General features: G+C 46.7%; 10 protein-coding genes. 3 read left to right on the plus strand and 7 right to left on the minus strand.

Annotated elements, in window-relative coordinates; genetic code table 11:
- The first annotated feature begins 104 nt into the window (after positions 1-104).
- Together H8K55_RS07655 and H8K55_RS07660 are read left to right on the plus strand one after the other, a co-directional pair.
- Positions 105-1,199: an AraC family transcriptional regulator gene (locus H8K55_RS07655; protein WP_222612396.1), complete on the plus strand. Its 1,095-nt coding sequence runs from the start codon at positions 105-107 to the stop codon at positions 1,197-1,199.
- A 101-nt stretch (positions 1,200-1,300) separates the two neighbouring features.
- Positions 1,301-1,651: a DUF3147 family protein gene (locus H8K55_RS07660; protein ID WP_186941497.1), complete on the plus strand. Its 351-nt coding sequence runs from the start codon at positions 1,301-1,303 to the stop codon at positions 1,649-1,651.
- Positions 1,652-1,667: 16 nt separating this feature from the next.
- On the opposite strand, the gene H8K55_RS07665 is transcribed toward H8K55_RS07660, so the two are convergent.
- The 7 genes from H8K55_RS07665 to H8K55_RS07695 all read right to left on the minus strand — a co-directional run bounded on the left by H8K55_RS07665 (position 1,668) and on the right by H8K55_RS07695 (position 11,334).
- Positions 1,668-2,468 carry a substrate-binding periplasmic protein gene (locus H8K55_RS07665; protein ID WP_186941498.1) on the minus strand — a complete coding sequence of 267 codons (801 nt, stop codon included), beginning with the start codon at positions 2,466-2,468 and terminating at the stop codon, positions 1,668-1,670.
- 194 nt (positions 2,469-2,662) lie between these two features.
- A complete protein-coding gene (locus H8K55_RS07670) occupies positions 2,663-4,909 on the minus strand; it encodes a penicillin acylase family protein (RefSeq protein WP_186941499.1) in 2,247 nt (748 codons plus the stop codon).
- A 198-nt stretch (positions 4,910-5,107) separates the two neighbouring features.
- Positions 5,108-5,767 (minus strand): hypothetical protein, encoded by a 660-nt coding sequence (locus H8K55_RS07675; RefSeq protein WP_186941500.1) that lies wholly within the window; start codon positions 5,765-5,767, stop codon positions 5,108-5,110.
- A 164-nt stretch (positions 5,768-5,931) separates the two neighbouring features.
- Positions 5,932-6,687 carry a LytR/AlgR family response regulator transcription factor gene (locus H8K55_RS07680; RefSeq protein ID WP_186941501.1) on the minus strand — a complete coding sequence of 252 codons (756 nt, stop codon included), beginning with the start codon at positions 6,685-6,687 and terminating at the stop codon, positions 5,932-5,934.
- A gap of 116 nt (positions 6,688-6,803) precedes the next feature.
- Positions 6,804-8,204, minus strand: coding sequence for a sensor histidine kinase (locus H8K55_RS07685; RefSeq protein ID WP_230408526.1), 1,401 nt, complete (start codon positions 8,202-8,204; stop codon positions 6,804-6,806).
- 109 nt (positions 8,205-8,313) lie between these two features.
- Entirely contained in the window at positions 8,314-8,772 is a 459-nt protein-coding gene (locus H8K55_RS07690) for a response regulator (protein ID WP_186941502.1), read from the minus strand.
- Between the two features lie 108 nt (positions 8,773-8,880).
- A complete protein-coding gene (locus H8K55_RS07695; RefSeq protein WP_186941503.1) occupies positions 8,881-11,334 on the minus strand; it encodes an alpha/beta hydrolase family protein in 2,454 nt (817 codons plus the stop codon).
- Positions 11,335-11,659: 325 nt separating this feature from the next.
- Between H8K55_RS07695 and H8K55_RS07700 the strand changes: the two genes are divergently transcribed.
- Positions 11,660-13,279, plus strand: a complete 1,620-nt coding sequence (locus H8K55_RS07700) for an HD family phosphohydrolase (protein WP_186941504.1) — start codon at positions 11,660-11,662, stop codon at positions 13,277-13,279.
- Positions 13,280-13,289: the final 10 nt, after the last annotated feature.

Raw genomic sequence — 13,289 nt, forward strand, 5'->3', positions numbered from 1 at the left:
TCAACCTAGACTCACAATCTGCCCTGAAAATTTCAATTCGCTTGAATTCGCCACTCACTCAATTTGATATCTGCTTTTTTCGAATCGGCCGGATAATTTCGTTTATGATGGCAAATATGACATCGACAACATCCCTCATCAGCCACTTACAAATTGCCAATAGCGTACTTTGCCTGTTAATGGCAGTACAACTTTTGAGCATGAATTCTATGCGCCCCTTACCCAAGCGCTTGCTCGCGTTCAATTGCTTGTTATATGCGCACCAAAGTCTGGCGCTGATATTTATCCTCAATACCGACCACCAAACCACTGTCACATTGTTCAATGTCAGCCGCCCTTTATTTGCAATGTGGTTGGGACCCGCTTTGTACATTTACTTTCTAAGCGTGCGCCAACAGCAAGTCACACTGCGCTGGCAGCAAGCTTTACATTTTTTGTGCGGCACGCTTATCTTTGTGTTGCTAGCCAACATAAAACCGCTACGCGCCTTTATTGATATCGCTATCAGCACCAGTTTTGTTGGCTACTTCATCTTGATCGCCATCCAGATGCGTCACGGTCAGCAAGTGCTTGCTCACCTCGGTAGCTATGCAGCATCAGCACATCGCTGGCTGCTCAGTTTGATGGTGATGGCCATCATCAATATCTGCCTGGAATTTGCAGTGAATATTGAACTGGAATATGGCGTCGCTTTGCGCGATTCTATCTCGCTTCTGATTGCCAGTATTGCATTCATGCTTATTAACGCCACGATCGTGTTGGCGGCGTTAAAGCGCAGCGACTGGCTGGAATGGATGTACCAATTTAGCGAGCAAAGCTTACACCAAGCGCCATCTACATTGGATACCGACATTGCCAATAAGTTATTTCAACGCTGGGAAACACTGGTCAACACCGCACAACTCCATCAGCAAGAATTCGGCATCACCTTGCCGCAAGCGGCAAAAAAACTACAAGTCCCGGCGCGCCAATTATCGAATGCAATCAATCAGGTTTATGGCAAAAGTTTCTCGGTCTATCTCAATGATCGCCGGATTCAGGAAGCACAAAACCTCTTAATCAGTCATCCCGAAATGACGATCATCGATGTCATGCAAGCTTCTGGTTTCAGCAGCAAATCCAATTTCAATAAAGAATTTTTGCGAGTAACTGGGACCTCGCCTTCTGGGTTTCGGGAGTCGAATACAGCGCAGATTTGAATTCAAGAAAGTCACTAGGGATATACTTTCTTCCCCATGGACGACCATGAACAACCATAAACGACAAGGCTGAATAAATTAATTTACCCTAAGGGGCATTCATGTACTGGATCATCACAAAATATTGCATCACAGCCGCGATGGTGGTGTTGGTGTCTGAACTGGCCAAACGCAGCGACAAATTAGGAGGCTTAATTGCCGCATTACCTTTAGTCACGGTGCTCAGCCTGATTTGGTTATATCTGGAGAAACAATCTTCAACGACGATAGGGAATCATGCTTGGTACACATTTTGGTATGTGGTGCCGACTTTACCGATGTTCCTATTATTTCCCGTTTTACTGCCACGTATCGGTTTTTGGTTAAGTCTATTGGCGAGTGCCGTATTTACCATAATCTGTTTCGCGCTCTTTGCGATGCTTTTGCGTCGGTTCGGAATCACGTTGATGTGAATGAAAATGTGGCTGACTAATCTAGCGCATGCACTAAGCGAATCAGTTCACCACTTTTCATACCACGCCGGATGGCGACATCAATCTTTTGCATTTCTTTGCCAAAATGCCCTCTAGCTGCCGCGAAATGGATGGAATCATAAAATAACGGTACGCTGGAGACATAGAATTTTTTTCCCAATAATTCGGGATCACGCAGACTGGGCAGATAAATTTTATGCAGATAGTCGAGTAACAAATCCTGACGGTCAAACTGGACTAAGCCCCATAGCAAAACGTCAGAACGTTTCGCCAATAATTTACGGAAACGGGCAGAAGATTGTGCAGTGTCTTCATCCACTTTAAAGACCTTATTCTTAGCCAGTTCAAATTCCATACCATGGCTAACACCGCGTTCTACGCTCAAGGTTTTTCCCTGTAAATCAGCAACATTCCGCAAACGCTGCTGTGGTTCACCATAGGCAATCGCCCAAATCCGCGAGCGCAAAACGGTTTCGGAGAAATCAAAGCGAGCGAGGCGTTCTGGCGATTTAGAAAATCCCCAAATTAGACCTTTCCCTTCTTGCGTCATTAATTTCGCACGATTCCACGGCATAGACACGGGAACAATTTTCAAGCCGGTTTCCCGTTCAAAGAACTGAAAAAACTTCACCAAACCCGGTGCGATGACTTGAACTTGCCCCTTTTCATCGAGCGCTTCTTGTACGTACACAGTCAAGGTGGTTGCTGCTGGTGGAGTTTCGTGAGCAAGCGCGGGACATGCCGAGCACAGTGCCAATGGCATTAAAAGGTATGCGAGGAAACGTACTCTTAACATCGTGACTGTCCATCAAATTGGCGAAAATTCTGAACTTCACCATACTTCACTAAGATTCACGGCATTTAATTCAGTTAATTTAAGCTGGGCTAAGCTTGTACCAAGATACTAGGGTCTGCACGAGCGAGCAAGAAAAAAGCGCGACTATCTCAATGATCGCCGCGCTTGGGATGTTGATTTACACAGTAGGTGGCTTATTGCCCTGGATGATATTTGCGTTCCGTATGTTTCGCCAAATCTTCAGGGTAAAACAGCACATCTTTAAATTCACCTTTGCTATACATTTCACCCTGATCATTGAAATGCGGCGACTTGGGATCGCTATTCACACCGCCCGCCAAGATACTCTTAGCCTGAATCCGCGGACCAAAACTAACGACGGCCACAAAACTATTACCACGATCACCGTAGATACGCTTTGTAGTTTGCTTGGCGACCATGCCAAATGAGGCAAGCGAACCCCAATTGCCCGACGCAAAAGCGACAGGCCAACTCGGCTTATTATCATCATACTTGGCATCAATTTCACCAGTCAGACGCTGAAAACGATTAATCTCGCCCCATGGCGTTTGCCAGTTACCGAAGTCTGTTTGCAAACGCGCGCTGGCGCGCTGCAGAGCTGCTAGCAATGCAGATGCAGGCAAGCTCGGTAAATAATCTAACACAGCAATATTTTTATTGCGTGCCTCGGCAGCATGCGTTTGTACCAAGTCCTGCGCCCAATAAACTGCCAGTGAAGTCGCACTGGAACTCAAAGTTGCACGCTTATCCCATGCACGTAGACTTTTAACTTGCTCGGATAAGGCAACATCTGGCGCGCCGTCATAGGCTGCAAATAGAGGTGGGAGTAATGTTTCAAACGCCGTCAACTCACTGTCATATGCCAGCTTAATCATACTATCAACAGTCAGGTTCTTCGCGTCTTTTAAAATTTTTACCGCATGGATGCCACGTGCATTCTCGCCATTCGTCCACATATAGTGCGGATAATCTTGCTGACGCGGACTGGCATTTCCAGACCCTGTACCAGCTGCGGAAAATGGCCAGTTATTCGTATTTTGCACCCAACCATTAGCAGGATTATGCAATTGAATGATGTCTTTGACAGGGTGCAAGCCTTGCCAATCGGCAGTGCGTGAACTGCCGTCGACTGGCTGCGTCCAATCCAATTGTGGATTACGACGCGGGACAAAATTACCATGGAAGTAAGCGATATTCCCATCGCGATCAGCATAAACCGTGTTGTTAGATGAATTCGCCCGTAAATCCATGACCTTTCTAAAGCCAGTGTAGTCACGTGTTTTGGTTCGCAAATAGGATTGCATTAGGGCCTTCATAGGCTCATTCATTAGCTGCACCGCAATCCATTTACCATCGGCAGCACGCACAACTGGGCCATGATGACTAAAGTAAGTCGTGATCTTGCGACTCGCCATTCCGGCTGCCGTCTTATAAGGCAAAGTTTGTTCTACAACTTTAAGCGGTCTTTGTTTTCCTTCATACAGATACGAATATTGACCCGCTTTTTGGGAGACAGTCAGCGCAAATTCATCAATCACATCGGCGGCGTTCGAGGTATGCATCCAGCCGTTATATTGATTAAAGCCTTGATACACAAAAAACTGACCCCAAGTCACTGCGCCATACGCATTCAATCCTTGTTCGCTACTCACTTGCACTTCAGGGCGGAAATAAAACGAAGTATGCGGATTAATCCATAACATCGCTTGCCCATTCGCTGTGCGACTAGGTGCAATCGCAAACCCATTTGAGCCGCGTGGTTCTGGCAACAACGGACGGCTATCTTGCAGCGCGAGTTCCGGACGCTTTCCATACAGGGCTTCTAACTGTTTGAGATTCACAGACTCAATATCACCGCCAATGCTGCCCTCACTAAATGCAAGTGCCATCCACGGTTCAAAATGCGTAATCAAGCGAGGCTTCACTTCTGGATGCGTATGCAAATAATAATTCAAACCATCTGCAAAAGCGGTCATCAATTGCTTAAGCCAAGCCGGGCTTTTGGCGTATTGGGCTTTCAATTGCGCCGGTTGTATGAAGAGTTTCATGCGCAAATCGCGCCAGATTTCGGCTTCACCTTCCACTTCAGCCAGGCGTCCAAGCGCATTGATGTAATTGAGCTCAACGCGTTTAAAATCATCCTCGGCCTGCGCATAGAGCAAACCAAACACCGCATCGGCATCGCTCTTTCCACTCACATGCGGAATTCCCCATTGGTCACGTGTAATCGTCACTTTTTGCGCGCTTGCTTGCCAGCGTGCCAGCTCACTTGTAGTCGCAGCTGATGCACTCTGTGCGAGTGCCAGAGTAATCGTCGTACAGAATAAGAAACTGTATGCGGCAACTTTTTTATTAAGCAAAAAAATGCGCTTATCTGATAGCTTGAAGGTGAGTTTAGCAGTGTGATAGCTTGTGATCATGATGGCTCCTGAGTATGTTTTTATTGCCTGCGCGAAAGACTAACACAGCTAGCACCAACTTTTCTTCATCAATTCTGTACAAGTTGATGTGATTCTTCGTGACAAATCCTAGTAAGAAGTACAAAAAATAGGCACCACATTATTCGTGGTGCATATTTTCGGGACCGACTGAATTTTCGCTCAGTCAATTCAATGCCATTACGGTTGCGCGGTCCAATTGGTATATGTATCTTTGATTTCGTACTTCACCTTCTTAAACGGGATCTTGATGTTCAATTTAGTTTCGGCATCTTTAGGAAGACTCTGTCCACTCGCATCAGTCACATAATTGGTTGTTAGATTTCCTTCCATCGTAAGTGGAACGCTCATTTCTACCACGCGCTTTTGTAGTGCACCGCTGTTGCCGTCGACCCAAATTTTGACCTGGGCTTCAGAATTCGTTACTTCAAATAAGACTACCGCTTTGCCATTGAGTGTTTGACCATCGCTGCGTTTAACTGTCGCTTTGCTTGAAAATATTTCCGCTTCAATTGGTGCGAACAGTTCAGCTAAATCAAATGGCTTCGAGGTTTTAGCCGGATTTGAGGGCGGAGGTGTAATGCTCAAAACAGTGTAGTTAGCTTTATTCTTTTCCCAACCCGACAATTGCTTCTTGATATTGATGGTCTTGGAAGGATCACCGTCTTTAGTCGCCACGACAATCTGTTCTATATCTTTCGCTGCCCACTTTTTAATCGCATTATTTTGCGCTATGACTTTTGACCACAATGGATCAACATCGGCGGCATTGGCAATATTGGCGCCCAAGAAAGCAGTGGCCGTAAATAGGAGGGTAGTAATAAGACGTGTGAGCTTCATTGAGTTTTCCTAGCAGTGTATGAAAAATGCTTTTTCATTGTGGTTGAACTTTCAATCATTCAATAGAAAAGTGCATATTAATATATCACATCATGCATTGCTTTATCGTTAATTCCTCGCCTTACTGCCAGACCTTGATTGAACCGGGCAAAACTTACTAAGCCTCACATAGGCTTAAAGCGCCAGGCATAGGCTTGACTGACTTTCAGCACTTCTTTGCTGCCGCGCAGTTCTACCGTGACTTTGCCGAGTTCGTCGCGATGGGCCTTGGCGATCGCGTCGGCACGTACCACCACGCTGCGATGAATTTGCCAAAAAAGCTCAGGGTCGAGTCCGTCTATGATTTCTTTCAAGGGTTTACGCACGTGTGCTTCATCGTCGGCGCACACGACGCGAGTGTATTTTTCGTCGGAGGTGAAAAACAAGATTTTATCGATAGGAAACATCTTGATGGTGTCACCCACGCTGGCACTGATCCAGCGTATGCGTTCTACATTTTGAGGACGCAAACGCTTATCTAATTCCTGCATCAAGGTGCTCAAATCGGAAGGTGCAGCTTTGGTTTCCAAACGTGCTTTTAAGCGTGCAATTGCATCGACTAAGCGTTCGTTGGAAATCGGTTTCAGGAGATAATCAATGGCACCTGCGGCAAAGGCTTCCAGCGCGTGATTATCGTAAGCGGTAGTAAATACGGCATGACAACGCCCCTTGGTCGCATTCGCCACATCCAGTCCGGTCATGCCTGGCATACGAATATCGAGAAAAGCAATATCGGGCTGATATTGATGAATGGCTTCCAAAGCATCCGCACCATGTTCGCACTCGGCGACAATCTCAAGTTCAGGCCAGTGCTGTTGCAACATGCGGCGTAGATCTTTACGCGGTAAGTCTTCGTCATCGGCGATGATGGCTGTGGTCATATCTATCCTTATTATCTTTGTTCGCTGATCTGGTAGATGAACTTACAATACTTCTAAACATTATCCTTGAAGCTTGGCAGATTTAGCAATGAGTTAAGCAATAAGTGCGTTCTTGATCAAGCGATCAAAGGAATAATAATCGTTGCCACCACGCCGCCTTCGGGACGTGCTTTTAAGGTCAAGCTGGCGCGCTCACCATACATGGATTCGAGTCGTTCCCGGATATTTGCTAAACCTATGCCGGAACCGGAAGTCGTACCGCCAAATCCGACACCGTTATCACTCACGCTGACCTCCAATTTTTCTTCATCCCCCTCATCGAAATAGCGGGCATTGACCGTTACATGTGCGGGACCAATTTTTGGTTCAATACCGTGCTTAATCGCATTTTCAACCAACGAGATCATCAATAGCGGCGGAAAGGCGGCATCCTTTAATTCCGATTCCACGCTATACGTCAGCCGCGGTATTCGCGCTTGCATCAAACCTAAATAGGCACGTGCGGCTTCTAATTGCTTGGCTAAACGTCCTTGTTCAGTACTGCCATCGCCGCGCATCTGTGGAATCGTTGAGCGCAGGTAATCGACTAAATGATCGACGATCGCCGTTGCTCGTAAGGGTTCGGTCAAGATTGCTGATCGCACGCCTGCCAAGGTATTAAATAGGAAATGAGGTTCGACCTGAGCGACCAGTACCGACAAACGCAACTCAGCTTCGCGACGGGCATCTTGCGCACGTTGTAATTCTTGCTGACGCATCGCTTCAGCCAAACGCTTACGCTGACGGAAGAACACCAATAAATCAAAAAAGCTTCCCCAGTAAATACAAGCGAACGTCAGTGGAAACCATTTCAATACGGTGATAATGGCATTCACGACCGGACCACGTTCTTGTTCCTTTTGTTTTTCTGTCTTTGGTACTCGGTCGAGCTTATCCGCTTTGTCTGAACTTGCTGCTGTGGTTGCTTGCGCTTGTTCGTGATGCGCCAGGTCTGGTGCTGTAGCCGACGCTGATGCTGGTGTGGGTGTGGACGCCGACTTTTTTGGAACCGTTTTCATCTGCGCTTGCACGCTGATTTCGGTAGTCTTATCGGGTGATTTAAAAAAATAATTAAAGCCCAGATGTGAGCCATAGCCAATTGCGAAACTCAGTAACGCACCAAGTATCAGCGAAAATAAAATTCCTAAGGATTCACGTCGTTCAGGATAATTTTGTAAGCGTACCCAAACCGCCATCGCCTGCCCGATCAAAAATAGGCCGGTGGCAGCCACAAAAAAAGGCACGGTCCAAATCACAAACACACTGAAACGCTCGGAAGTCAAAAAGACGATACCAAACAAAACGACGAACATAACGAACAAAGTACCACCGAAGGCAATCGCCCGATGCCGGAACCAGGTGCGTGAGAACACCGGAAAATTACGATAACGATTAAGCCAGGTATCACTTTGAATAGAGACTTCTGCAGGCAGGGCCTGTTCAGACATCGTGGATTTAAGAGAAGTAGAGGTTTGCATAAGAAGCTCCTGGCGAATGAGTTATCACTGTATGCCAGATGATTTACAAGATGTAGAGATGCGACGAAATTAGCTAGACGCCGATGAAGTTAGTGCGTGGCTGGATGAATTATTCTGCTGCAGGCTGGTCAGACGGGTTAGATGAATTTGGGGGAATGGCATCTGTGCCAGATTCTTCTTTCTGCTTTTGCCGGCTTTGCGAGGCAATTCTCAATATGGTATTGCGAATCGAGGTTTGAACGGCGACTGCGTTGAATGGCTTAACAATGAAGCCGACAACACCACGACTTTGTGCGGCTTGTATCAGCTCAGCATCGAGTTTAGCCGACACCAAAAAGATCAGTGCTTTGGGCAATTGTTCACGCAAATTATCTAACAGTGACAAGCCGTTTTGATCAGGTTCACCAATATCCACGCAGACTATTTGTGGTTGCAGTTTAACCATCTTCGCAAGATTGGTGCTGCTGTGGTTGCCATCACCAACTACTTCGTGCCCACCATTCATGAGCACGGTTCCCAACAAATTGCGGGCTACGGCTTGATTATCGAGGATGTAGGCTCTGAGCATAGGAGGCTAACTTGAAAATAATTTCTCTCATCATAATGGAAAAATATTGACTTGGTTCAACAAAGTCTGGGAAACAACGCTATTCAAAATCATACTGCCTAGCTATTTCTATTTTGGATTGCCCGGTTTCGCATTTTTTACATAGCGATTTAACCATTGATCTTGTTCCCACAACATATGTAAAAGTGACTCGCGGGCACGGTAAATATGACTTTCGTAAGGCAGCATCACCAAACGGGCTGGCGTTCCCAAACCTTGTAAAGCCTGATACATACGTTCACTTTGCATAGGGAAAGTACCGGGATTATTATCGTCTTCACCGTGAATTAATAGCAAAGGCTCATCAATTTCATCCGCATAATTGAATGGCGACATTTCTTGATAGGTATCGAAGGCTTTCCAATAGTTGCGATCCTCGGCCTGGAAACCAAATGGCGTCAAACTACGATTATAAGCACCAGAACGCGCAATCCCTGCTTTGAATAAATTAGTATGCGCAAGTAAATTTGCCGCCATAAACGCGCCATAGCTATGCCCGCCGATAGCGATTCTATGGCGGTCAGCGACACCCAATCTAACCACTTCATCAACAGCTGCTTCGGCATTCATTTTGATTTGTTCGATGAAGGTATCATTTGGTTCTTTGCGCCCCTCGCCGATGATAGGCATGGCAAATCCATCCAGTACCGTGTAACCACGCGCCAGCATCACTTGCGGGCCTTGTACATTGATGCGGTTGAATTTATACGGCGAACCATTCACCTGTCCCGCACTTTCTGCCGATTTAAACTCGCGTGGATACGCCCACATCAACATGGGTCGCGGACCATCGCGCTTTTCATCATAGCCAGGTGGCAGGTATAAAGTAGCAGTCAGGCTCACGCCATCTGCGCGCTCGTAATGAATTTGACGACGTTGAATACCGCGAAATTTCGGGCTAGGGTGCGGGTAATTAGTCAAGGCTCTTGGTAGAGCATTGCTTGCCAGATTGCGTAAGAATAAATTCGGTCTTTCATCCGCTGCTTCACGACTGGTAATAATTTGATGCCCTTGATCATCCAATATCCCTAAGACTTCTTCGTAATACGGTGCTTTGGAACGCCACAGACGTATCGTTTTTTCAGTCGGTAAATAATAGCGATCAAGGAAAGGTCGATCTCCCTCGGGGCTAGCTCCAACACCGGTCAGGAACATCGATTGTTCGTCCGAGGTCAAGCGGATCACTGAACGTCCGTATTGATTCAACTCCATCACCGGACTGCCGTGGTGACTATATTGGTCTTCTATCTTACGACTAAACAACAATTCCGGCTTGGTGGATGGCGCACCCGGTTGAATTTTCCAAGTGCGGGTTTCGCGTGTTTTTGCCCAATTTTCTGTCACTAACGCGAGATGATCATTGCCCCATAAGATCTGATTGAAACGCCAGGCTAAGTCCATCAATCTTTGCGGCGCGGCGGCAAAAGGTGCGCCCTGCTGCCACAACACATCCGACACCCGCGTATTCGAGTCTGGGTCGCCACCGCCTTGCGCTTCTAGCCAGTACAAAGTTGCGGATTGATCGTTACGCCAAGCAAAATTGCGCGGCCCAGCCTGGACTGCGTCGTTCGCGCTAGGCAAGCGTTCACGCATCACGATTTCTGCGATGGTTTTAAGTTTTTTGCCATCGATACCCCAGACTTCGATTAATTGTCCAAAGCGCTCAAGCGGCAATTGATAAGAGTAAGGACGCTTTAATTGGGTGGTCAATACCCATTTGCCATCGGGTGAAGACTGAACTTTCGACAAGGTCATCACCGGGCCAAAACGACGCACGCTGCCATCGATTTGCACGATCGCTAGTTGGGTTTGCAATTGCCAATCCAACATATCTGCGTCATGCGGATTTCTTAATAAATCCGGATAAGTGCGGGTTTGCGCAAGTTTTCCACCGCGGGTTTCTTGCATATTCGGACCACTCGGCACGCGCGACTCACGTGGCGCTGCTTTTTGTCCGCGCGGTAGCAGTCGCACCATTAACTGATCACTACCATTGAGCCAAGAAAAGCCTGATCCCATCACCGCATTGAGTTTTTCCGAAATCAAGCGATGTGCGCTAGCTTGCTTCACGTCCAAGATCCAGAGCTCTATGCCATTACGTCCCCATACGCTAAACGCCAGCCATTTCTCATCGGCGGACCATGCCATATCCGCAATCTTTACTTGTGGGGGCAAACCAGTTACTGCACGAGTTTTACCGCTGGCGATATCGAGCAAACTTAGGCCATCACTAAATGCAGTGCGTGTAGCAGCGCGCAGAGTAGGGTGGACGCGCAAACCCGCCAATTTCAATTCTGGTTGAGCAACTTCCGCGATCGTGGGCACGCCTGGAATGCTGACCAATAAGCCAGTCTTATTCTTAGGCCCCAACCTAAACTCGGGACCACGCGGAGCATCAACCAATGCCTGCAATTCAGCAGCGGGAAATTGATAGCGGGTATCGCTGGCAAACCCTGTAGTTACCACTGCCAAGGACAAGCTAATTAGCAAAAACAGGCGAGAAGGGGAAAAACTTGACGACATTAAGCGTCCTTATGAATTCATCTATCTATTATCAATCTACGCATGGCACTAGCAAAATAGCTGAGCGAAAACGCAAAGCATGCATTATAAAGAGAATTGAGTCCACGATTTCTAAAGAGTGTGTTTGAGTCTCAATAAAAGAACTATTTGGCAATCAAAAAAGAAAAGTATTGATAGATCTCTCCATTCCCAAACAAAAAGTCTAGCACCCTGTTGTTTTGCCTGTAGCCGCTTAGCAAAAAATGCTAATCTTGAATGATTTACTCGGCTATAAGAAGTAGACTAGGCACAATTTACCTGCACTTCCCACATCAATGGATGTCTCATGTCTGAATTGAATCACGAACAAATTGCGCAAAGGCTGCAACATTTAACTGAGCTCAGCGTAGCCCTCAATGGCTTGGAAGACACTGAAGCCCTCTTAGAGCGTATTTTAAAAACCGCCAAAAACTTGACCAAAGCCGACGGCGGTACCTTGTATCGCCTGAATAAAGACAAGACTCACCTTGAATTTGATATCGCTATCAATGACACCTTGCAATTGCATGTGGGCGGCTCACATCCGCATGCCAAAGATATGCGCTCAATCGCCTTATTTGACGAGCACGGCAATCAAAATTTGCATGCTGTCGTCGCGTATGCGGCCAATCTCAAGCAATCGGTGCGGATTTCGAATGTGTATGAAGCGGATTTGTTCAATTTTTCAGAAATGCGCCGCTTCGATGAACTCAATCACTATCGCTGCCAGTCCTTGTTGACGGTACCGATGTTAAATCACGAAGCTGAATTAATCGGCGTCTTACAGTTAATTAACGCAATAGATGCAGAGAGCAATCAGATCACTTCATTTAATGAAACTGACCAACGCTTCATTGAAGCATTAGCCTCCCAAGCGGCAATCGCTCTAAGTAATCAAGAACTCATTTTTCAACTCGAAAATCTGTTTGAATCGTTGGTCAATTTAATCAATATCGGTATCGATGAAAAATCACCGAATACAGGGCGGCATTGCCAGCATGTTCCAGAGCTGACGATGATGCTGGCCGATGCAGTACATCGCAGCGAGGTAAAACCGTTTCAACATTTCCGTATGACTGAGCGTGACCGCCGTGAATTATGGATGGCGGGTTTGCTGCATGATTGCGGCAAAATCACAACGCCGGTGCATGTCATCGAAAAATCGACCAAGCTAGAAACTATTTTCGACCGCATACATTTAATCGACGCGCGTTTTGAAATTCTGCGACGTGATGTTGAAATTACCCATTTGAAAAACGCTGCCCAATCTGGACACGATCATGCGCAAGCACAAGTCGCGCTGCAAGCCGAACTGGCACAAATCGAGAGTGATCGCGCCTTCTTAAAGCATGCGAATATCGGTGCTGAACGCATGAGCGATGACGATCAACAAAGAGTGCAACAAATCGCGCAACGGTGTTGGATCGACAGTGACGGTATGCAACACCATTTACTCAATGCCGAAGAAACAGAAAATCTGACGATCAAAGGCGGGACGTTAACTTCCGAAGAACGCAAGATCATCAATAATCACATTGCGGTCACTATCCGCATGTTAGAAGCGCTACCGTGGCCTAAGCATTTGAAAAATGTGCCGGAATACGCTGGCGGTCACCATGAACGCATGGACGGCAAAGGCTATCCACGCGGCTTGCGTGGCGATCAAATGTCGGTGCAGGCGAGAATTATGGCAATTGCCGATATTTTTGAAGCCTTATCGGCCAAAGATAGACCATACAAAACGGGAAAGACCTTGACCGAATCTTTAGACATACTCGGCAAATTCGCCCTCAATGGACACATCGACCCTGACTTATTTCAGGTCTTTGTGAAAGAAAAAGTCTATTTGCAATACGCACAAAAATTCATGGATAGTGCGCAGATAGATGACGTTGACGAGTCAAAGATTCCGGGTTTGCAAAACTAAGTTAAGTTGA

The sequence above is a fragment of the Affinundibacterium flavidum genome, from assembly GCF_014284175.1.
Classification (GTDB): Bacteria; Pseudomonadota; Gammaproteobacteria; order Burkholderiales; family Burkholderiaceae_D; genus Undibacterium; species Undibacterium flavidum.

Bases quoted from the DNA above. Each gene is read 5' to 3' on its own strand.
- H8K55_RS07685 (WP_230408526.1), bottom strand. From the start codon at position 8,204: ATGCAAACCTCTACTTCTCTTAAATCCACGATGTCTGAACAGGCCCTG.
- H8K55_RS07675 (WP_186941500.1), bottom strand. From the start codon at position 5,767: ATGAAGCTCACACGTCTTATTACTACCCTCCTATTTACGGCCACTGCT.
- H8K55_RS07690 (WP_186941502.1), bottom strand. From the start codon at position 8,772: ATGCTCAGAGCCTACATCCTCGATAATCAAGCCGTAGCCCGCAATTTG.
- H8K55_RS07695 (WP_186941503.1), bottom strand. From the start codon at position 11,334: ATGTCGTCAAGTTTTTCCCCTTCTCGCCTGTTTTTGCTAATTAGCTTG.
- H8K55_RS07680 (WP_186941501.1), bottom strand. From the start codon at position 6,687: ATGACCACAGCCATCATCGCCGATGACGAAGACTTACCGCGTAAAGAT.
- H8K55_RS07700 (WP_186941504.1), top strand. From the start codon at position 11,660: ATGTCTGAATTGAATCACGAACAAATTGCGCAAAGGCTGCAACATTTA.
- H8K55_RS07665 (WP_186941498.1), bottom strand. From the start codon at position 2,468: ATGTTAAGAGTACGTTTCCTCGCATACCTTTTAATGCCATTGGCACTG.
- H8K55_RS07660 (WP_186941497.1), top strand. From the start codon at position 1,301: ATGTACTGGATCATCACAAAATATTGCATCACAGCCGCGATGGTGGTG.
- H8K55_RS07670 (WP_186941499.1), bottom strand. From the start codon at position 4,909: ATGATCACAAGCTATCACACTGCTAAACTCACCTTCAAGCTATCAGAT.
- H8K55_RS07655 (WP_222612396.1), top strand. From the start codon at position 105: ATGATGGCAAATATGACATCGACAACATCCCTCATCAGCCACTTACAA.